Raw genomic sequence first — 21,725 nt, forward strand, 5'->3', positions numbered from 1 at the left:
AATTATTAATTTCTAATTCCTGATAATCGTCAGTAGCTTTGATTTCTTCTAATGTTTGCCAGCCGGCTTGCCACTGAGAACTATCTTGTAATAACTGAGCATTAATCCAAAATCGAACATTAGGGTCACAAGCAGCCACTATTTCAGCATATACCCATTTACTCTGGTTTTTACGGTTAACGACTCGAAAATGTCGCCAGCCATCAACTTTTTGCTGTGCTGTCCATTTAGAACCAACAAGGTAAGGAAATTTTTGTTTTTTGGGCATGGTGAACAAATTAAAATTTAAAAATCATTGCTATATAAATGGCGCTCGGTTAAATTTTCTACAGGTTAATTTAACAGAATTGGCATGAATACTCAACATCAACAGCGTAATCCAGTTTTATTAGTACACGGTATCAATGATACAGGGGCAGTTTTCAATAAAATGGCGCGTTACTTGAGACAAGAGGGTTGGTCTGTGTATACTCTGGATTTATTACCTAATAATGGTGCTGGATTACTTGATCAATTAGCGCAGCAGGTAGCTAATTATGTATCTACTAACTTTGAACCAAAACAACCACTGGATTTACTGGGTTTTAGTATGGGTGGAATTGTTAGTCGGTATTATGTTCAGCGATTAGGGGGAATCAAAAAGGTACAGAGATTTATTACTATTTCATCACCTCATCAGGGAACTGTTGTTGCTTATGGTTCTTGGCTTTCGGGCTGTGTGCAAATGCGTCCTAATAGTCCTTTGATTAAGGATTTAAATTCTGATGTCGAGATGTTAAAACAGCTAAATTTTACATCAATATGGACACCTTATGATTTAATGATCTTACCAGCTAAAAGTTCACAAATGCCGATAGGTAAGGAAGTTATTTTACCAGTGGCGCTACACCCCTGGATGTTAAAAGATTCTAGGACTTTAGCAGTAGTAGCGAAGGCTTTAGCAGAACCGATTAATACCTATCCCCAATCTGGCTATGTTCCGAACTCCCAAAAATCGCCTCTGGATAGCGATAATACTTAAATTCCATTAAGTTGTAAAAAGGATCTTCTAAAAAGAAAGTATGGTGTTCTAGGGGAGAATCAATAAAACGGCTTTTTGGTTCTTCTCTAAAAGTGAGGTTTTTAGTTTGAGCCTTTTCTAGTAATTCTTGCCAATCTTGTTCTTGAGTAAAAATTAAACCAAAGTGTCTAGGATAAATGCCTTTTTGAGGTGTTAGCGGTTCTTTGGTGATGTGGGCGACTAATTGATGTCCATAAAGATTGAGAATTATAGCATGGGGGCTTTCTCGTCCAGGGATACAGCCTAAACCATCAACATAAAATGTTTTAGTTTCGGTAATATTGGTAATGGGAAAAGCGAGATGAAATAAAGTTTGTTTCATAGGTCAATTAATTGGAGTTTAAGTTATTCTAACTCTTTATGGCTGTAGGATCAGCTATCTATAAAGATTGAATTTCTACCTCTGTTTTAACTTCTGTTTCAATTTGAGCCTCAACCATTGATGTATAAATAGAAATATCAGTTCGTATGGCTTCAAAACTCACAACTAAAGAGTATGGAACACTAGCTTCTGGATCATTATTCCAACCTTCGTGTCCAACAACTGCAATAGAAAATGCGTCTGTGAGTTCAAATGAATTTACAACTGTCCAATCTTTTTGAATAGTTCCTGCACTTCTAGAAACACCATCTATTTTACCGTGTTTTTTTGATTTCTTGCCCAAAGTCCATTGGAAGCCATCATCTCCCTTTTCAGCATCTTCTGGAGCATCATACTCTTTCAAAATTCTTTCTAGAAACTTCTCTGTATCTTCTCCTTTTTTACTACAGTCCCAATCCAGCCAAGTGGAAAGATATTTTCGGCGATTTCTGCGGGTTCGGCGTGGTTGAGCTTTGTAAGATAAAGTAACTTCTACAAGAATCTTAAAATTCTCTCCTGGAGAACGTAATTTTTCTGGCAGCTTTACTTGGTAAACATGAGCTTGTTTAGCCACAATTCGTCGTTCTCCTGCTGTCATTAAAGTAATACGATTGGGAGTATTACCTACAGCACGCTCAACATTAGGAAGACCATAACCAATTTGACGAACAACATGGAGTTTATTCACTTCATCAGCCATTGTCCATTCTGGCCATCTTGCTGATTGCACTATTAATGCACGATAAAGAAGGCAACTTTCATTAGGTAATTCAGCAGCTAGACGGGCAGCAATATGACTTACTTTTGGTGCTGCAAAGGAAGTACCAACTTTATCAAATCCAACTGCTGGACCGCCATATAAGGTTGAACGTACTAATTCGGGAGCTACATCTTTATGGAGAAGAATATTAAGTGGTGTACCTTCATCTTTTACTAAATCACCACCATATTCAACTACTTCTGGTTTAATAGTATTCCAAATTCCAAATCCAGAACATGAAAAAGCGGAGGGTTGATCTTTTTGTCCAATAGAAGAATAAGGTGGTATATGATAAGAATTTAAGGCAATTGAACCAACTGTTAAAGCTTGAAAACTTTGTGCAGGGTTAGCTATTCTACATGAATTTTCTAGCAGATAATCTGGGTATAGCCTATTTGCTGAAAGATGCTCTCGTATTGACAATCTTGTAATAGGTTTCTTAGGATACGGAACACTAGGTAAATTACCTGCTGCTACAATTACAAGGATATCTTTATGCCATGTTAAATTATCAATAGTTGATGCCCATGCACTCATATATCTAGTAAGACATGGAGTTTGTCCAGTTATAGAGTGATTAAAAATTCTCGTTTTTAAATTATGATAAAACTCCACTATATTTTCTAATAAATGAGGTGGAAATATTTGAATAGGTAGGTAGCAATCAGCATCAAGAACCCTAGCATTCTGTATCCAGCAAATAGCTTTCTCTTTACCACTGCGAGGTATTTTCTTGGGATAAAGCAATGCTCCCGCTACCCTAGTTCCATGTCCACCATTTTTGACATAATCAGGAGTTTTACCAGTTTCACCGGGAACCCAAGAAGTTGAATTTGGTGAATCAATTGCAGCCTTTAACAAAGAATGCATTTCTTGAATACCACTATCTATAATGCATACTTTTGGAGCATTAGAATCTGCTGCTTCCAGTTGAAAATTTGGAGTGCTAGAATCAGGTGATTCTTCCTGATAGAGCATTTCGGAAAACTGATCTGCTGAACTAATTTCAAAAATATAGGGATAATTCTCTATTAAATCTTTTAGTCCTTTACCTGAGATTTGAATTCTACATGAAAAACTATCAGGTAAGCGAACTGTACCAAGTTCACCTCCATCATCTTGAAAACCTTTAATAATATTGCCTTTATAAAATTCAATAATCTCTTCAAATTCATCTTGTCTTTCCCAAGATAATTTCTCCCATTCATCTTCTGTTAATTCACGTTTTGGAATCCAAGTATTAACTTTTTTTGTAAAAATCTCATCAGTATCATGAGGTTGTCGTTTGGGATAATTAGGTAATTTTGTTGCAGTCCCTACACAAGCAACACCTACATCAACAGTATAAATTTGTTCTTCTTTTATTGGAAGCCAATTTCCATATAATTCAGCAAATAAAGTAGGAGAAAGAATTAATTCTGGCTTTTTTTTACCATCTATTATTTCCCAAATTTCGGCAACTTTATTACCACCATACTCCTGATTTATAAATTTTTCTATTTTTTTCTGGAGTTCACTAAGTTCTATATCTGCTGATGCACCAATAATATATCCATCTTCTGTATCAGCAATCAATTCAATGCCAAATGCTTTCAAACCATCTGGATCAAAAGAACCAGGATCAATCTGTAAGATAATACGTCTAGATTTAAACTGCGGATGTTCTTCTTGTGGTTTTTCTTGATTATCCTGCTGCCAATCAAAGATCACGGATTCAAGCGAACCCTTTAATTTACTTCCATGTCCCTGCCGATTACTAAGATTAGTAATTGTTTGGGGACTCTTTGTGCTGCGACCTCGCAGTACAGCACGTCCTTCTGTTGTTAACTTAAGATTGATATGTGGAAAACCCTGAAAACTTTGAACCATTTTTTTCTCCAAACACCAAAAATTTAATACTCAAAAAACTAGGAAACCTTGATTTCAGCGATCGCTTCTTCTAAGTGTTCCTGAATTACTAACTCCTCTCGCTCCAAAATCGCTCGTTTAGCAGCATCCTGAGCCACCCTCACAGCTTGAGCCGCAGAAAAATCTCTCATCTGCTCAATAATTCTTGTCCAGTTGATAGATCCCACTTCAATAGCAGATAGTGTTTCCCTTAGTATAAATTCTAGCTCTTTTTCTCCTGGTTTGGGTACGGCAATCAAGTCATCAAATCGTCTCCACAGTGCAGTATCTAGAGATTTATTCAAATTTGTAGCCGCTACCAAAAGCCCAGATGTTGGTTGATATTCATCCAAAATTTGTAAAAATGTATTTACTACTCGCTTAATTTCTCCTACTTCCTGAGAATCTTCTCGCGTTTTAGCAATTGAATCGCATTCATCAAGAAATAATAAACATGGATTTTTTGCAGCTTCCTCAAATACCAGTCTCAAATTACTGGCAGTTTCACCTAAAAAAGACGAAACCATTGCATCAAATCGCACTTTCAAAAGTGGTAAACCTGTATTCCAGGCTAAACGCTCTGCTCCCAAAGTCTTTCCACAACCAGGAGGTCCATAAAGGAGAATTTTTTGTCTGTAACATAGTCCATGATGAGCAAGCCTATCTCTTGCTGCGTACTCACGCTCAATTCTTTGGAAACGCTTCTCAATCTTTTCAGGCAATATCATATAATGCCTTAGTTTATCCCTTGGTATAGTTGTTACTAAGGGAAGATTAAATCGCTTACTGGTTGGTAATTCACTTAAAGCCTGTAATTTTTCTGGTGCAGAGGAAACTGGTTTGCTAAGGTTGGTCGGCTTCTCTTTCTGGCTTTTTTTCGTAATATTCTCTAACTGGTCAGCTAGGAGGGTATGTCCCTTGCTGCGTTCTTCTTCTATAACTAGATATGTCAGCTTATCAATCGCTTCTTGGTCTGAACTTGCGATCGCCCTAAAAAACCTTTTGAGAAGCTCTGCTTTCATAATGCCTCTCTCAGCAAAAATAGTATTCCTTGATTAATATAGTACAATTATACTGTGCAAATTAGTTTACTATAAATCATAACCTAAAAAATCTGGACTATTTACTTTATTCTGTAAACCCGTGGTTAGTGAGACTTGGATTAAATACATTTTTGTTGGGTATAGTTACGATCGCACCCAAAAAATTACTCACTCCTGCGGGGTTATTTCACGCTAGGAAACCTACTTAGTTAATTGCAAAACTTGGTTGAGTTTACCACTGCGATAACCTTCTAAATCTAGGGTGACGTAGATAAATCCCAAGTCTTGAAATGCAGAAACGACTGCTGCTAAATCTGTATTTAATACAAAATCTTTAATTTGTGCTGGTGGTAATTCTATTTTGGCTGTATCCCCTTGGGAACGGACGCGCAAATTTTGCCAACCTAATTTTCTTAAATAAATTTCTCCTCTCCCGACTCGTTGTAATTTGGCGACGGTAATTTCTTCACCGTAGGGAAAACGAGAACTCAGACAGGGTTGTGCGGGTTTATCCCACCAAGGTAAACCGAGTTGTTGCGAAAGTTGACGGACTTCGGCCTTGGTAACACCTATTTCGGCTAAGGGCGATCGCGCACCTCTTTCTTTTGCTGCTTGGATTCCGGGACGATAATCATGTAAATCATCGGCGTTTACCCCATCTACCACGTAAGGATAACCCCATTCTAAAGCCAAGGGTTTGAGTGTATCATGGAGTTCACTTTTACAAAAATAGCACCGATTAACGGGGTTAGAGGTGTAGTTGGGATTGTCCATTTCGTGAGTCTGGACTATTTTGTGGGGAATCCCAATGGTTGCGGCTTGTACTGAGGCGTCTTCTAATTCTTCGGGTAACAAGGAAGGAGAAACAGCAGTTACAGCCAAAGCGCGATCGCTCAACGCATCATAAGCAATTTTCGCCACCAATGTACTATCAACTCCTCCAGAGTAGGCTATTAAAGCCCGATCCATCTCTGCAAATAAAGCTGTTAATTGCTTGAGTTTTTCTGTCAGTTTCATAAAATCTCACGGTATGCGGGAAACTCAGAGGCTTTAGCCCTGAGAGGGAAGCGACACTAGCCGTTTTAACGGCATTGAATATTAGAACCATTACCGCCTTGGGGTTACTTTGCTTGGTGTGCTGTTGTACTGCACTTTCGACGGGACAATTACCGTTTCAAACTTTTCACCCTGTACGCATAATGTTTTGCTCAATAGAGCCTTCCCTTGCGGGAGTAATGTTAGCTTTGACCTGTTATAAGAGCTTTTTAGGCTTGCAACACTGTTCCAGTGACCTTAGAACTGTTTAATTACAAGCGACAGAGCAGGGAACTAGCTACGCATTCCAGGGTGTCGTGACTCAAATAACGGCTACTCGTTTTACCGAGTGGTCTGGTCAGTACGGCTTGCTTGATTGCTCTTACAAGCCCAGTCCCTTTAGGGCTGGGTTACTGACTTCCCAATCCCTGCCAAATTTCTCTACCATCCAACCGTTTCTATTTTAGAAGATTTTTGATCTACCTATCAAAGGTTCAACTTCAACAGATACGTCGGGAAAAGCTAGGGAAGCAATAGTTCCTGTCGTTAGTACCAATTCTGTCGTATATTGTCCATTTTTTAAATCTCGGAATACTCGCAACTGTGGTGTTTTCAGATTGACTACCCAATATTCAGGAATACCTGCTTGGGCATAGATATCTTTTTTTTGACCTAAATCTTTGCTGAGGGTAGCTTGAGAAAATTCAATGACCCAAAAAATATCTTCGGGGTAGGGATGATGTTCTAAGTATACCTCCCCTAAAGGTTTGACTATGGCAATATCGGGGGCGGGTTCTGAGTCATTGGGTAGGGTGATGGGTTTGGCATCACGTATTTTTACTCTTGCACCAAGGGCATGACGGAGATAATCGGCTGCTTCTGTGTTGTAGTAAGCGTGAGGTTCTCGTTCTGGGGACATAAAGATCAAATCGCCGTGCAGTAGTTCGATAGGTTGGTCGTTAAAAATACCTGCTTCTACTGCCCGGTGATAACGTTCAATTGTCCATTTATAGGTAGTTACGCTCATAAGAGTTTTTAAAAGTTTTTGGTTCTAAGGTACTTGTTATGCTAAATGGTTGCCTAGTTTCAGGCTTTTGTTATTCCATATTAGTGCGGTGCGTCAGATAGAGAAAATCTGTTATGTACTAAATTATCGGGTCTGACGCACCCTACAAAAGATAAAGACAATAAACCGCAAACGCAAAAACCACATCTTGTAAATCCTTAAATCCTGGATATCCTGATTCAGACAAATTGCTTGTATCAACCAGAATTAATCTTATCTAAGAAATTCTGAACATTTAAAATATAAATCTGTCGAAAGGGATTGAGGACAAGCAAATCTTCATCACCTGTAATAATACATTCAGCTTTTCCACTTAGAGCTAACTCCAAGTATTTATTATCTTTGGGATCTCGGCATTCATTCACCTGTTCAGTAATGTTAATAAACTCAGCAGTTTCTACTAAAATTTCCAGAAATTCTCTGCGTTTCGACAGGGTGATATAACGGTCAAATTTAGGACGTGATAAAACTTCTTGTAGCTCTGTCAAAACTGAATCAGTTAACAAAATAATGCCTATATCTTGAGATTTGTCTAGTGCCTGACGTGGCTTACTTTGACTAAACAAAAATGCACTCACCAATACATTTGCGTCAAATACAAATCGCCGCTCATTCATCATCTTGCAAAATTGATTCCAAAATCTCAGGCGTTAAACCTTTTGCTTGGGATTCTTTACTAACTTCATCCATAGTATTCCTAAGTTTTTGAATCGCTTCTTTTCTAGAGTTGCAGAAGTTTAACTGCATAATTGATGCAAACTTTAACTGAATTTGTTCCTGTTCTTCCTTTGTCGCTCTGCGATAGGCTTCTGCAATACCTGAAGGAACTTTGATGGTGATTTCTTCTATAGTAGCCATATTTTGCTAATCTTTAATACTTCTATTTTATAATCATATCTCAATTTTTGAATTATTTGTCATGTTATCCGATTACTAGGTCGCGCTGTACGCGATCGCAGGTGGTATCGATGAACCACGAGAGCCGTTAAAGCTGTGTCGATCAGGATTGTGCCACCGTTAGAGGTTTATTTTTATTCTGACTTTATCTTATCTTCATCTACAGTCAATGGTTTACTATACTTGGCCACTAAATTCGCTAACAGTGGTAAATCCAGGGGTTTAGAAATATAGTCATTTACACCAGCCGCTAGACAAGTTTCGCGATCGCCCTTCATGGCCATTGCTGTTTGAGCAATTATTGGTATCTTCTGATATTTGGGGTTTTTTCGCAATTGTTCTACTAATTTCAAGCCATTCATAGCTGGCAAATTTACATCTAATAAAATCACAATTGGCTCTATTTTTTCCAGTATTTTCCACATTTGATCTGCATTTTTCACCCAAGTTACCTGATAACCTAATTTACTTAGGTATATTTCCATTAATTTACCATTGGGTAAATCATCTTCTATCAATAAAATTTTCGCTGGATAATTGATAGATAAATTAGCTGTTTCACCTACTTCTAAATCTGCTGCTGGTTTAACTTCTAGTGTTGTTAAAACTTCTTCTTTTTGTTGAAGAGGAAGAAAAATAGTAAATCGAGAACCTTGATTAATTTCTGATTCTAATTTTAAACAACCACCGTGAATTTCTGCCAATTTTTGCGTAACTACTAACCCTAAACCAGTACCTTCATCACGACTAACTGCGGAGTTAACAATTTGGCAATAAGGACGAAATAGTAATGCTTGATTTTCAGCAGAGATGCCAGTCCCAGTATCCCAAATGGTAAAGGCTAAAAACTGCTCTTTTGTGCTAACCTGTAGACCAACGCTACCTTTAATCGTAAATTTAACCGCATTGAACAGTAAATTTAACAGCATTTGTTTGAGTCTTAACGGGTCAGCTACCAGAGTTTTGACATCAGGATCTAGTTCTAAGCGTAGTTTTAAACCTTTATTAGCAGCTTTTTCTTTTACCAAAGCGAATACATTGCGACATAATGACGGTACATCAACTATTTCCCATTGCACCTCTAACTGGTTAGCTTCAATTTTAGAAAGATCCAAAATATCATTAATCAAAGCTAGTAAATGTTTGCTACTAGATTGGATGATCGTTAAATATTCTTGATGGCGCTGTTTATCTGGATCGTAACCTTGAGCTAGTAATAAATGGGTAAATCCAATAATCGAACTTAGTGGGGTACGAATTTCGTGACTGGTATTAGCTAAAAACTGGTTTTTGAGTTGATTAGTGCGTTCTAATTCTTGGTTAAATGTGGCTAATTCTTGAACCCGTTGCTGCCAAGATTGTATTTGTCTAAGTTGAGCGATCGCTTGACTACAATGGTAAGATGTTCTCTTAATTAACTCTAGTTGCAATGTATCTGGCAAAATATGAGGTGACTTATACTCAGATTTATGAGTTTTTCTGGCAATAATCAGCCAGTAAATCACACCATTAACATCTTCAATTAGAGGGTAAGCAATGGGAGGTTGTTGTTTTTCCAACTGTTGTAAATCTTCCAGCCTCACCCCATCTTGTAATTTTAATCGCTGTTTTTCCCCGTTGGTAAAAATTGCTTCTAAAATTGGATTTCGTGAACTCAAAGATGGAGAGCAAGAGATATAACTCATTTTGCCCACTGTTGCTTGTGGTAAAAATACAGCGATACCTACTCGACTGGCACTTAAAGCTTGATGAAGTTCGTTTACTACTGTTTGAAAAATTTCTGCTTCTGTGGTTGTTGCCTGTGGCATTGTGGTAGAAACAGAAAGCAAGCAACTGTTGAGGCTGCTCTGCAACTGATTCAAGCTGCTCTCTAGCCATAACTCAGACCGCAGTTGTTGGATCGTTTTCAAAAGCTTTGGCGTTCCATCTAAATGTAAGTTTGGTTCTGGTAAACTTGAAGACTGCTGCATGGTCAACTCGACCGTTTAACAAAGGTTATTATGTAACAAGAGACAAAGGTGATTTTATGTATATTACTGCACAATTGTTTTTTATTGATCAAGCATAACTGATAGTGTCGATTGTAATGGGTAATCGGCATACTTTTAAATAAAATTACACATTTAGAAGTTCTTTCATCACAACTTTAATTTCCTTCATCGCAACTTTAAATTATGGATATGCAGCTTGCTCAATTAATCATCAACGGGATTGCGGTGGGAAGTATTATTGCCCTAGCAGCCGTGGGACTAACTCTAACCTATGGAATTTTACGATTGTCTAACTTTGCTCATGGAGATTTCCTGACATTGGGGGCATATCTAACCCTATTGGTAAATACTCTGGGGCTAAATATCTGGTTGTCGATGATTTTAGCAGCTATTGGCACAGTTGCAGCAATGTTACTGACAGAAAAACTGCTGTGGTCAAAAATGCGATCTGTTCGTGCAACTTCTACAACACTGATAATTATCTCTATTGGGCTGGCTTTATTTCTTAGGAATGGGATAATTTTTCTTTGGGGCGGTAAAAACCAGAATTATAATTTACCTGTCACCCCGGCTTTGGATATTTTGGGCTTAAAAGTTCCCCAAAATCAATTACTGGTACTGGGGTTAGCGGTTGTAGCTATTTTGGCTCTACACTATTTATTACAAAATACCAAAATTGGTAAGGCGATGCGAGCAGTTGCCGATGATTTAGATTTGGCAAGGGTATCTGGGATCAATGTTGATAGAGTGATTCTTTGGACTTGGGTAATTGCTGGTACTTTTACTTCTTTAGGTGGGAGTATGTATGGGTTGATTACGGCTGTTAGACCGAATATGGGTTGGTTTTTAATTTTACCTTTATTTGCTTCTGTAATTTTGGGAGGAATTGGTAATCCTTACGGTGCGATCGCTGCTGCGTTTATTATTGGTATTGTTCAAGAAGCTAGTACCCCCTGGTTAGGTTCTCAATACAAACAAGGTATTGCTCTGTTAATCATGATTGTGGTGCTGCTCATTCGTCCCAAAGGTTTATTCAAAGGCACAATTTAAGCAGCACCAGTCCACATCTATACTAAACACGGTTGGGCAATTGACTTTTCCGAAACATCAAAACCCCTGAGTTGTAGAGGTTGACCATCGCCAAACCCTTGCCTACAGAATCAAATTATTCAGCCGTGTTGAGTATAATCTAGTTGATGATGTGGAAATAATAAGCTGCTACCAAGAAGTTGATAGCCAATAGCAACAATGCCCACCCAGTGCGGAAGACATAGCTAGGTTTAGCTGCTGCTGAATTTTTACTTTTAGCGGTCATGAGCGTTTCTCCTAATTTTTTATAGATTGAAACTTATCCTGGGCTACTGATGCTCCCATTGGTATATGCCTTGATTATTTTACCATTAAGGATCCCCGCTCTAAAGAGACTGGAATTTCTCAACAATCCATATATAAGTTATAGCAGGAGGCAGGGGGCAGCTCACAAGGGTAGGTATTTTACATTGTCGTAAGGGCAAGACTTGGGGGACAAGGTAGACAAGGCGACAAGGGAGGAAAACTGTACAAAGAATGTACGATTGGTCACAAAAACTGAAGCTCAACAGACCATTTCTTGTATAAAATCTTCCTTGTCTACAATACCTCCTTGTCTTCCAAGTCCTGCCTTCACAGATAATATTAAAAACCTACACCTGTCAGCCCTGCCCCCTGCCTCTCTTCAATTCCAATCCTGCTCCTCTTTTTTACCCCGACTTTTATAAATTCCGCCAACATCGTGTAACTGACGGGTTTTTTCAAACAAGTCAGATTCCGTCAAACCCCAACGCTGTAAGACTTGATCTAAATCTCGCTGAGTGTCCCGCGCACCAGGAAAACCTTGATAACGGATTCGCAATCTAGCCAATTCTGCTAAATTGTAGTCTGTTGGCTCTTGAGAGAGTAAAATATCTATAGAGGGGCGATCGCGGTTGTAGAGGGGATGTTGTTGATCTTTGCCATTAAAAGATTCTGTCATAATTCTTACAACTTAAAATGATAAATTTTTCCGTAACTGGAGATAAAAAGTTGATCTAAGACCTGAAAGTAAGAATTAAGATATCATAATCTTAAAGTAGGCGAAAAACTTACCTAAACAGGCTGATGACGGCAACTACACCCTACCTCATACGGCTGTTACTACTGGCATCTAACTTTAAATAAAGTTACATTATCTTTAAGAAAATACAAGAAACTTTAGATGAGGGTGAACTTTATCTCACCCAAAGTCCAAGCAGCAAGGGAGCAATAGCCCGCTATGTTTGAACACTTCACTTCCGAAGCCATTAGGGTAATTATGTTAGCCCAGGAGGAAGCACGCCGCCTGGGACACAATTTTGTAGGGACGGAACAAATTCTCCTGGGTTTGATGGGAGAGGGAACAGGGGTCGCGGCTAAAGTCCTGGCTGAATTGGGCGTTAACCTCAAAGATGCCCGTCGGGAAGTCGAAAAGATTATCGGCCGTGGTTCTGGATTCGTTCCACCAGAAATTCCCTTTACCCCCAAGGTAAAAAGCCTCTTTGAGCAATCCTTTAGAGAAGCTCATAGCCTTGGACATAACTACATAAATACTGAACATTTATTGTTGGGTTTAACCGAAGCTGGCGAAGGTGTAGCCGCCAAGGTACTACAAAATCTGGGCGTTGATTTGCAGACCATCCGTTCTGCGGTCATTAGTCGTTTGGGTGAAGACGTAACTGTTTTCGCTGGTGGTGGCGGTTCTAAACGTACCCAATCGCTAAGTATAGAAGAATTTGGCAGAAATTTGACCAAATTAGCCCATGAAGGCAAACTAGACCCTGTAATTGGTCGTCAAAAGGAAATTGAACGGACTGTGCAGATTCTCGGTCGCCGGACTAAGAATAATCCAGTGTTGATTGGGGAGCCGGGAGTTGGTAAAACAGCGATCGCTGAAGGATTAGCTCAACGGATTGTCAATCAAGATGTCCCAGAAGTTTTACTCAACAAGCAAGTTATTAGCCTGGATATGGGATCCGTCGTGGCTGGTACTCGCTTCCGGGGTGACTTTGAGGAACGCCTCAAGAAGATCATGGATGAAATTCGCTCAGAAGGCAATATCATCCTCGTAATTGACGAAATTCATACTTTAGTCGGTGCAGGGGGGACAGAAGGCGGTCTAGATGCCGCTAACATCCTGAAACCAGCCCTAGCGCGGGGTGAACTCCAGTGTATTGGCGCAACCACCTTGGATGAATACCGCCAACATATTGAACGAGATGCCGCCCTAGAGCGTCGTTTTCAACCAATTTTGGTGGGAGAACCATCTGTAGAAGAAACAATCCAAATTCTCCAGGGTTTGCGGAGTGCCTATGAACAACACCACAAGGTACATATTGCCGATGCAGCCTTGGTAGCAGCCGCCGAGTTAGCAGATCGTTATATTAGCGATCGCTTCTTACCAGATAAAGCGATCGACCTGATTGATGAAGCTGGTTCCCGCGTCAAACTGCGTAACTCTCGCACTTCCACCGATAAGGAAATGAAGCGCGAATTGATTGGTGTCACCAAAGCCAAAGAAGAAGCAGTCAGACTGCAAAACTTTAACAAAGCTGGCAAATTCCGTGACCAAGAAGTAGAACTGCAAGGAAAACTATACACGGACTTGGAAAACGGCAAAATCAACGTCCCGATTGTGGATGAAGAAGATATTGCCCAAATCGTCGCCTCCTGGACTGGTGTACCAGTTAACAAACTGACTGAATCGGAATCAGAGTTACTATTACACCTAGAAGACACCTTACACAAACGCCTGATTGGTCAAGAACAAGCGGTGACAGCCGTTTCTCGCGCCATCCGTCGCGCCCGTGTCGGGTTAAAGAGTCCCAACCGCCCAATCGCCAGCTTTATCTTCTCAGGCCCCACTGGTGTGGGTAAAACTGAATTAGCCAAAGCCTTAGCCGCTTACTTCTTTGGTGCTGAAGAAGCCATGATTCGGTTAGATATGTCCGAATACATGGAAAGCCACACCGTCTCCAAGCTGATTGGTTCACCTCCTGGTTATGTTGGTTACAACGAAGGCGGACAACTGACGGAAGCAGTACGGCGCAAACCTTACACAGTGTTGCTATTCGACGAAATCGAAAAGGCACACCCTGATGTATTTAATATGCTGCTGCAAATATTGGATGATGGACACCTGACCGATGCAAAAGGTCGGAAAGTGGACTTTAAAAACACCTTAATTATCTTGACTTCTAACATTGGTTCTAAGGTAATTGAAAAAGGTGGTAGTAGTTTAGGCTTTGAATTTGACAACCAAGCGGAAGCCAGTTACAACCGGATTCGCAGTTTGGTGAATGAGGAATTAAAAGCGTACTTCCGTCCAGAATTTCTGAATCGTGTTGATGATATTATTGTCTTCACTCAACTGAACAAAGATGAAGTCAAACAAATTTCTGAGATTATGCTGCGTGAAGTAGCTGTTCGGTTGAAAGAAAAGGGAATTAAACTGGAAGTTACAGACAGCTTTAAGGAGCTTGTGGTGCGGGAAGGTTATAATCCTAGCTACGGTGCTAGACCTTTACGCCGTGCTATTACCCGTCTGTTGGAAGATTCTTTGGCTGAAGCACTGCTTTCTAGTCAAATACTAGATGGTGATACAGCGATCGTTGATGTCAATGATGATGGTCAGGTAATAGTTAGAACAGAAGAAACCCGCGAATTGCTATTAGCTAAAGCTGGTTAATTAATTGTCTGCTTGAATTTAGTAAATACTCCTGTCTCTAGCCTTTATTTAGGGTGTGAGGCAGGAGTATACTTTTGAGTAATTAAATAATATGGGAAGTTATGGTACTTTATTACTCAATACTTATCGGTTAAGAGTTTTTGTAGCGCAACCCAACAAAAGCCCGTAAATGTTGGGTTTCCTAACGTCAACCCAACCTACCTGATTTAATGTTTTTAGCTTAACCGACAAGTATTGCTTTATTACTGAGGCAATTATTTAGAGTTTGCTGAATAAACCAAAAACCTAGATATATCAACAGTTTCAGGCTGAAAAAAGTAGGAGAAGGTGCAAGAAATAAGCGATGCAATCATCAAAAACCGTTCATTTACCCAGATTTGAGAATATTCTGATCTCCTTCTAATTCTTCCTCCTGACTCCTGACTCCTGACTTCTGACTCCTAGCCCTAACCAAATGACTTTTTCAGCAAACCCTATTTAATATATGTTACATTCATTAACACTCAAAAATTTCCGTTGTTTCCAGGATTTGACTATTGAGCCATTGGAACGAATTAATTTAATTGGTGGTAAAAATAATGTTGGAAAAACTTCATTATTAGAAGCTATTTTTATTTTTATTAATCCAGGTAATCCTAAATCCTTATTACAAATTAATCAATTCCGAGGAATTTCAGTAAATCGTAAATTAAATAGTAACGAAGTATATAATATTGAAGAACTTAGATCATGTTTACAAAATCAAGACACACAAAAAACTATTGAACTAAGTTGTTTAGAAGATAGTAACCTTCAACGTAGAATTTTAAAAATTCGTTTAGCTGAATCAGATGAAGCCAAGATACTAAGACGCTCGTTATTTGATGATGAAATTGAACTTGTCTTGGCTGAACAATCACATACAACAGAAGTTAGACCATACGATACTTTAGTTTTTGAATATCAAGATGAAACCAAAAAAACAACATCACATATTGCTTTAACAGTTCATGGTAGTCTAGTTGGAGAATATCGACTAGATAATTTCCCTGTAGGAATATATCTAACAACTAAAAAGCTATCTACAAGGGAAGATGTAGTTCGCTACAGCAAGCTAGAACTTGCAAAGCAGCAAGATGAAGTTTTAGAAACGCTAAATTTATTAGAACCACGCTTACAAAGACTAACTGTATTAGTGGGGAATAGTGAACCAATAATCTATGGGGATATAGGTATGCGTGAGCTTGTACCATTACCACTAATGGGAGAAGGTATAGGACGGTTACTTTCAATTATTTTAGCAATAGCCAATGCTAAAGGTGGAATTATCCTAATTGACGAAATTGAAAATGGTTTACATCATTCAGTTTTAACCAATGTCTGGAAAGCAATAGCTAATGCTGCTAGACGAGCAGATGTACAAGTATTTGCTACTACCCATAGTCGAGAGTGTATTTTAGCAGCACATCAGGCATTTAAAAATAGTGATAAATACGATTTCCGCTATCATCGACTAGATAGAACCAATGATGATATTCAAGCTTTTACTTATGATCAAGATGCTTTAGAAACTTCTGATGAATTTAATTGGGAGATACGTTAATGTCTGGTAAATTGGGGGATATTTATAAGACAAAATTATTGCTTGGAGAGGGAGTTGATGAGGTGAGATTTTTTCAGGGATTGCTCAAATATCTAAATATTACTGATGTTCAGGTAGAAGCATACGAAGGTAAGGATAAACTCGGTAATTATTTAAAAACATTACCATTGCGTCCAGGTTATAGAGAGTTGATTTCACTAGGTATTACCAGGGATGCAGATAAGTCAACAAATAATGCTTTTGATAGTATATGCGGCTTTTTAAAAAATGCTAAATTACCGATACCAAGTAAAACTAAAGAAACTGTGGGAGATAAACTCAAGGTTAGTGTGTTGATTATTCCAGATTATCAAAATAGTGGAATGTTAGAAGATGTTTGTTTAGAAGCAGTAAAATCAGACCCAATTATATCATGTATAGATGACTATTTTAAATGTATTTCTTATACAGTGGGACAAGATACAAAAGAAATAGCAAAGGCACGTTTAAAAGTTTGGTTAGCATCACAGATTAAACCAGATATGCGTTTGGGAGAAGCAGCACAAGCCGGTTATTTTCCTTGGAATAGTTCAGCTTTTGATGGTTTAAAACAATTTTTGGAAAGTTTATAGTAGAGGTAAATATGGCTCTTGGGTCGGGTGCATCCCAGTTGGGACATTGAGTAATTATACTCATTTAATAAAGGTTTGAAATTTAAGACTTCTATGGATCTTGAAATCAGATCATATTTACCACGTTGCTAAACTGGAATGTTCTCGTGGGGTTCTTATATCTCAATCAAGTACCACTATATTAACAATAATTTGATGACATGAAAAAAATACTAACCGCTATTACTATCAGCTTACCTATCTTTTTATCGGTGTTTTTGGTACGGACAGAACCAACTAGAAATCAAGACCTAAGTTCAGTTGGATGTCAAGTTAAAAAATGGGATTTACCAACAACTTTAACACCTAAAAATCAAACTTCTTCTCCTGTACTGGTTGAAAGATTACCTGTTACTTGTTGTGAAAAAGATCGTTCTTGTTTAGATGAAAGAATTTATGGAACTGAAAATGAACAAATAGCAGACAAACAAGCACTTTTAAAGTCTATTAATCACAGTTTGCGCTATTTCCAAACTAAAAATTCTGTTATTGCTTATCAACGCTATTCAGTACCGGGTATTACTCGCGATCGCGTTTACAAAAGTTTACAAAGATTTCGTCAATTACTCCTTTCCACTAATTCTGCTTCCCAATTACACGCAGCGATGGAAAAAGAGTTTGTTTTTTACCAATCTGTGGGAAAAGATAACAAAGGTACTGTCTTATTTACAGCCTACTACGAACCTCTATATTCAGCTAGTCGGACACCCACAGCAGAGTTTCGTTATCCTGCTTATCGTTTACCCCCTAATTTAAATTCTTGGTCTTTACCTCATCCTACGCGCTTAGAATTGGAAGGTGCAGATGGTTTACAGGGTTCAAAAGGTAAATTAAAGGGGTTAGAATTGTTTTGGTTTCGCGATCGCTTGGAACCTTATATCATTCAAATCCAAGGATCAGGACGACTCAAGTTAACCGACGGAACAGAAACTACTATTGGTTACGCTGGTAATGTCCGTCATAATTATCAAAGTCTTGGTCGGTCTTTGGTCGATGATGGTAAGGTGGCTTTGGAAGGTTTAACCATGCCCATTATACTCGATTATTTCCGAAAATATCCCCAAGACTTAAATATTTACATTCCCCGCGATCGCAGTTTTGTCTTTTTTCGAGAAACCAATGGCGCAGCGGCTCAAGGTTCTATTAATGTCCCTGTCACCGCAGAACGTTCTATCGCTACAGATAAGTCTCTCATGCCTCCTGGTGCTTTAGCATTAATTCGCGCTCCTTTTCCCTATCTTAATAAAAATAAACAATTGGAACATCGTACTGTTAGCCGTTATGTCCTTGACCAAGATACGGGAGGGGCAATTAAGGGGGCAGGTAGGGTAGACTATTTTTTAGGGACTGGTAAGGTTGCGGGCGATCGCGCTGGTCTGACTGTCAGTTATGGTCAGTTATTTTACCCTTTACTCAAGTCTAGCAAATAACACTATATTATTTACTTTGATTGACCAGAGATTTGTAGAGACGTTCCATGGAACGTCTCTACTTGGTTTTTCAGCAGATATTTAATATTAAGCGCCACGTCGGAGGGAGGCTTCTACTTGCTGTAGTTCTTTTGTTAAACGGGTTTTCAGCTTTTCGGGGATAGGACGATTGGGGTAAGAACTGTAGTGTCCAGCTAGTCCGTTGAGGGCTGTTCGCATAGTCGTAAAGGAGTTAAGACCAGAAACAGAGTTAACCCGTTGATAACGAGCCGAAAAGTCATTAATTTTCTGACGCGCTTCTGCTTGAACGGCTATTTTGTCAGGGGAATCGTTTGTTAAATTTATGGCCTGCTTTAAAGTGTTAATTACAGCTAGGGTGTCTTGACGATAATCACCTGTTAAGCTGTCAGGACTACCGGTGCAGCCGATTAGACCAATGGCTACAACTAAAACTAGAGCAAGCAGACGCGACCAATACGGCTTCATAAGCGTTAAGTAAAACAATACGGGAATTAAAATTAATCCTATCCTGGATCAGGATCTTTAGAATTATCGGTTTGTTGATTTGAAAATTATTCCCTTCGCCGTATCCTGCTAATATATAGTATGGCGTTGTTGATATGGTCTTCCTAAAGTAGCGATCGCATTTTGCAATGTTTCTACTTCCATACAAGTTCCCCCAATAGCCCCGGCCATGGTGGTAATGTGTTCTTCCATCAATGTACCACCGATATCGTTACAACCCCATTTTAAGGCTTCTGTAGCTCCTTCTAACCCCAATTTTACCCAACTTGGTTGATGGTTTGGTATCCAGTTTCCTAAATATATTCTCGACACAGCCATGAGTTTTAACGCATCTGCTAAAACTGGTTGATCTCTCCCTACCTTACGACGTAAGGATTTAGGCGCTTCTTGGCCTACGAAGGGTAAAACAATAAATTCCGTAATTTTTGCTGGATAACCCTGTTCAATAGCGGTTTTTTGGAGCGATCGCAATTTTTCTAAATGTCCAATTTGTTGTTCTGGGGTTTCAATATGCCCTGATAACATGGTGCTAGTTGTGGGTACACCTAATTTGTGTGCCGTACTGACAATTTCTAGCCAGGTGGCTGTATCAATCTTTTCTGGACATAATACCCGTCTAACGTCGTCATCTAACACTTCTGCGGCTGTTCCTGGCATAGAACCCACACCCGCATCACTCAAAGCTGTAATCACTTGACTGTATTCGAGTCCATCTAACCTAGCGATAAACTGCACTTCCTGGGGAGAAAAAGCGTGTAAGTGTAACTGCGGAAACTCCTGTTTGATAGTTTTCACTAATTTCAGGTAGTAAGGTAATGATTTACCATTGATTTGCGCTTGTGGGTGTAATCCCCCTTGCATACAGATTTCAGTTGCTCCTCGACGCACCGCATCCGTAGTTTTTTCTAGAATTTGCGCCCAATTTAACCAGTAAGCATCCTCATCACCATCATCTCGCCGGAATGCACAAAAACTACAATGTTGTTCACATACGTTAGTAAAGTTAATATTTCGATTAATGATGTAAGTAACTGTATCACCAGCTTGTTTTTGACGGAGTTGATCTGCTGTGGTTTGAATAGCAGTCAAAGCCTCTGGGTGAGTTTGTTTTAGTAAAATTACGGCTTCAGAGGCAGATAAATCGTACCCCATTAAGGCACGTTCTAGAATAGAATCTATAGTTATATTAGCCACAGGTTATCAAATCTCAACTACTTATTTAATTTTGACAATTAATTAAAATTTTCAACTCTTGATGTTATATTATTGACATTTGTTGAATTACAGTCAGTGCGGTGAAATAAGGTAATTTCTAACTAGGAGCTATTTTATAATTTTAATCGCCATATCAATTTTAACACATAAAATATTAAAAATGAACACAGATTCGATCACTATTAATATTTAAAATTTACTTTTTTATGAACTCATCCAGTTCTCTGTTAACTGTACCCATTGGACTATTAAAAATTCCCGAATATCCATCAGGGGATTTATCGGGTGATGATTTAATCTATCTTTCTTTAGTGATTCCCACCTATAAAGAACGAGATAATATTGATCGGGTAGTGAGAATATTAAGTGAGTTATTAGATCAGGTATTACTTGGTAAGTATGAATTAATTATAGTAGATGATGATAGTCCTGATCATACCTGGGAAGTAGCGCGATCGCTAATTTCCGAATATCCCCAATTGCGCGTGATGCGTCGTCAACAAGAACGGGGGCTATCTTCAGCCGTGATTAGGGGCTGGCAAGTCGCTAGAGGGCAGGTTTTGGGTGTAATTGATGGGGATCTTCAACATCCTCCAGAAGTGCTGCTACAACTGTTACAGAAGATGGAACAGGAAGCAGATTTGGCAGTAGCCAGTCGTCACATAGAAGGTGGTGGTGTTAGTAGCTGGAGTGCCATGAGACGGTTTTTATCCCGTGGGGCGCAAGTTTTGGGGTTAATCATCCTACCGGGGGTACTAGGGAGAGTTTCCGACCCAATGAGCGGATATTTCATGGTACAACGGAGAGCGATCGCTAACGTCGAACTCCATCCCGTAGGCTATAAAATTCTCCTAGAAGTGATTGGCCGGGGAAAAGTCGGTGAAATCGCCGAAGTAGGGTATGTATTTTGTGAACGCAAAGAAGGAGAAAGTAAAGTCACCTGGAAACAATATTTAGAATACATTCATCACCTGTTGCGTTTACGATTATCCACAGGACGTTTAGGAAAAATTAGTCAAAACATGAATTTCCCCCTTGGTCGATTTCTGCGTTTTGGTTTAGTTGGACTGAGTGGGGTATTTGTGGATATGGCCGTGCTGTATTTACTCAGTGACCCCACAACCTTAGCTTTACCCTTAACTCGAAGTAAAATTTTAGCCGGTGAAATCGCAATTTGTAATAATTTTCTCTGGAATGATGCTTGGACATTTGCCGATGTTTCCATGCACCAAAACCAATGGAGACAAAGACTCAAGCGATTTTTGAAATTTAATATTATTTGTTTGGCTGGCTTAGTTTTGAATGTACTAATATTAAATTTAGTATTTAATTTTATCATACCCAATCGTTACATTGCCAACCTCATAGCGATCGCTGTTGCCACAATTTGGAATTTTTGGGTTAACCTTAAACTAAGTTGGCGAGTCACAGATGTGAAATAGTTACAGCTAGGAGTCAGGAGTCAGGAGTCAGGAGAAAAATTTT

General features: G+C 39.0%; 20 protein-coding genes and 1 pseudogene. 8 read left to right on the forward strand and 13 right to left on the reverse strand.

What is annotated here, in order from left to right:
• On the reverse strand, positions 1 to 268 hold a 268-nt coding region (locus VB711_RS21125; RefSeq protein WP_323288261.1), incomplete at its 3' end, for a TIGR02450 family Trp-rich protein.
• 84 nt (positions 269 to 352) lie between these two features.
• Here VB711_RS21125 and VB711_RS21130 point away from each other — a divergent pair.
• Positions 353 to 1,021, forward strand: a complete 669-nt coding sequence (locus tag VB711_RS21130; RefSeq protein WP_323288262.1) for a triacylglycerol lipase — start codon at positions 353 to 355, stop codon at positions 1,019 to 1,021.
• Here VB711_RS21130 and VB711_RS21135 read toward each other — a convergent pair.
• From VB711_RS21135 to VB711_RS21145, 3 genes are read right to left on the reverse strand one after another with little or no spacing between them, the layout of a single operon-like run.
• Positions 951 to 1,382 carry a VOC family protein gene (locus VB711_RS21135; RefSeq protein WP_323288263.1) on the reverse strand — a complete coding sequence of 144 codons (432 nt, stop codon included), beginning with the start codon at positions 1,380 to 1,382 and terminating at the stop codon, positions 951 to 953. The genes VB711_RS21130 and VB711_RS21135 overlap by 71 nt on opposite strands.
• A gap of 58 nt (positions 1,383 to 1,440) precedes the next feature.
• Positions 1,441 to 4,050 carry a S8 family peptidase gene (locus VB711_RS21140; RefSeq protein ID WP_323288265.1) on the reverse strand — a complete coding sequence of 870 codons (2,610 nt, stop codon included), beginning with the start codon at positions 4,048 to 4,050 and terminating at the stop codon, positions 1,441 to 1,443.
• A 38-nt stretch (positions 4,051 to 4,088) separates the two neighbouring features.
• Positions 4,089 to 5,090 carry an ATP-binding protein gene (locus VB711_RS21145; RefSeq protein WP_323288266.1) on the reverse strand — a complete coding sequence of 334 codons (1,002 nt, stop codon included), beginning with the start codon at positions 5,088 to 5,090 and terminating at the stop codon, positions 4,089 to 4,091.
• A 92-nt stretch (positions 5,091 to 5,182) separates the two neighbouring features.
• Between VB711_RS21145 and VB711_RS21150 the strand changes: the two are divergent.
• Positions 5,183 to 5,305, forward strand: a pseudogene (locus VB711_RS21150) (TIGR00297 family protein); the annotation flags it as partial.
• Positions 5,306 to 5,312: 7 nt separating this feature from the next.
• Here VB711_RS21150 and larE read toward each other — a convergent pair.
• The 5 genes from larE to hrmK all read right to left on the reverse strand — a co-directional run bounded on the left by larE (position 5,313) and on the right by hrmK (position 10,079).
• Positions 5,313 to 6,128 (reverse strand): ATP-dependent sacrificial sulfur transferase LarE, encoded by an 816-nt coding sequence (gene larE, locus VB711_RS21155; RefSeq protein ID WP_323288267.1) that lies wholly within the window; start codon positions 6,126 to 6,128, stop codon positions 5,313 to 5,315.
• Positions 6,129 to 6,609: 481 nt separating this feature from the next.
• The gene (locus VB711_RS21160) at positions 6,610 to 7,173 is read right to left on the reverse strand and encodes a Uma2 family endonuclease (RefSeq protein ID WP_323288268.1); all 564 of its coding nucleotides are present in this window, start codon (positions 7,171 to 7,173) and stop codon (positions 6,610 to 6,612) included.
• 236 nt (positions 7,174 to 7,409) lie between these two features.
• Positions 7,410 to 7,832 (reverse strand): putative toxin-antitoxin system toxin component, PIN family, encoded by a 423-nt coding sequence (locus tag VB711_RS21165; RefSeq protein ID WP_323288269.1) that lies wholly within the window; start codon positions 7,830 to 7,832, stop codon positions 7,410 to 7,412.
• Positions 7,822 to 8,070 carry a hypothetical protein gene (locus VB711_RS21170; protein WP_323288270.1) on the reverse strand — a complete coding sequence of 83 codons (249 nt, stop codon included), beginning with the start codon at positions 8,068 to 8,070 and terminating at the stop codon, positions 7,822 to 7,824. Before VB711_RS21170 ends, VB711_RS21165 begins: the two co-directional genes overlap by 11 nt.
• Positions 8,071 to 8,243: 173 nt before the next feature.
• Complete coding sequence (gene hrmK, locus VB711_RS21175; protein ID WP_323288271.1) at positions 8,244 to 10,079, reverse strand: hybrid histidine kinase/response regulator HrmK; 1,836 nt, start codon at positions 10,077 to 10,079, stop codon at positions 8,244 to 8,246.
• 204 nt (positions 10,080 to 10,283) lie between these two features.
• Between hrmK and VB711_RS21180 the strand changes: the two genes are divergently transcribed.
• Complete coding sequence (locus VB711_RS21180; RefSeq protein WP_323288272.1) at positions 10,284 to 11,150, forward strand: branched-chain amino acid ABC transporter permease; 867 nt, start codon at positions 10,284 to 10,286, stop codon at positions 11,148 to 11,150.
• Positions 11,151 to 11,289: 139 nt separating this feature from the next.
• Here the strand turns inward: VB711_RS21180 and VB711_RS21185 are convergent, their stop codons facing one another.
• Positions 11,290 to 11,415, reverse strand: coding sequence for a photosystem I protein PsaX (locus VB711_RS21185; protein WP_323288273.1), 126 nt, complete (start codon positions 11,413 to 11,415; stop codon positions 11,290 to 11,292).
• 399 nt (positions 11,416 to 11,814) lie between these two features.
• Complete coding sequence (locus VB711_RS21190; protein ID WP_323288274.1) at positions 11,815 to 12,111, reverse strand: DUF3288 family protein; 297 nt, start codon at positions 12,109 to 12,111, stop codon at positions 11,815 to 11,817.
• A 279-nt stretch (positions 12,112 to 12,390) separates the two neighbouring features.
• Here VB711_RS21190 and VB711_RS21195 point away from each other — a divergent pair, with 279 nt between their 5' ends.
• From VB711_RS21195 to VB711_RS21210, 4 genes are all read left to right on the forward strand, one after another.
• Positions 12,391 to 14,838 carry an ATP-dependent Clp protease ATP-binding subunit gene (locus VB711_RS21195; RefSeq protein WP_323288275.1) on the forward strand — a complete coding sequence of 816 codons (2,448 nt, stop codon included), beginning with the start codon at positions 12,391 to 12,393 and terminating at the stop codon, positions 14,836 to 14,838.
• Positions 14,839 to 15,322: 484 nt separating this feature from the next.
• Positions 15,323 to 16,420: an AAA family ATPase gene (locus VB711_RS21200; protein ID WP_323288276.1), complete on the forward strand. Its 1,098-nt coding sequence runs from the start codon at positions 15,323 to 15,325 to the stop codon at positions 16,418 to 16,420.
• Positions 16,420 to 17,031 (forward strand): DUF3226 domain-containing protein, encoded by a 612-nt coding sequence (locus tag VB711_RS21205; RefSeq protein ID WP_323288277.1) that lies wholly within the window; start codon positions 16,420 to 16,422, stop codon positions 17,029 to 17,031. Before VB711_RS21200 ends, VB711_RS21205 begins: the two co-directional genes overlap by 1 nt.
• A 200-nt stretch (positions 17,032 to 17,231) precedes the next feature.
• Positions 17,232 to 18,500, forward strand: coding sequence for a murein transglycosylase A (locus VB711_RS21210; RefSeq protein ID WP_323288278.1), 1,269 nt, complete (start codon positions 17,232 to 17,234; stop codon positions 18,498 to 18,500).
• 87 nt (positions 18,501 to 18,587) lie between these two features.
• On the opposite strand, the gene psb27 is transcribed toward VB711_RS21210, so the two are convergent.
• Positions 18,588 to 18,986: a photosystem II protein Psb27 gene (psb27, locus tag VB711_RS21215; protein WP_323288279.1), complete on the reverse strand. Its 399-nt coding sequence runs from the start codon at positions 18,984 to 18,986 to the stop codon at positions 18,588 to 18,590.
• Positions 18,987 to 19,094: 108 nt separating this feature from the next.
• Positions 19,095 to 20,219, reverse strand: coding sequence for a 7,8-didemethyl-8-hydroxy-5-deazariboflavin synthase subunit CofH (gene cofH / locus VB711_RS21220; RefSeq protein WP_323288280.1), 1,125 nt, complete (start codon positions 20,217 to 20,219; stop codon positions 19,095 to 19,097).
• 227 nt (positions 20,220 to 20,446) lie between these two features.
• Here cofH and VB711_RS21225 point away from each other — a divergent pair, with 227 nt between their 5' ends.
• A complete protein-coding gene (locus VB711_RS21225) occupies positions 20,447 to 21,682 on the forward strand; it encodes a glycosyltransferase (protein ID WP_323288281.1) in 1,236 nt (411 codons plus the stop codon).
• The last annotated feature ends 43 nt before the right edge of the window (positions 21,683 to 21,725 follow it).

It is taken from the genome of Cronbergia sp. UHCC 0137 (assembly GCF_034932285.1).
GTDB lineage: Bacteria > Cyanobacteriota > Cyanobacteriia > Cyanobacteriales > Nostocaceae > Cronbergia.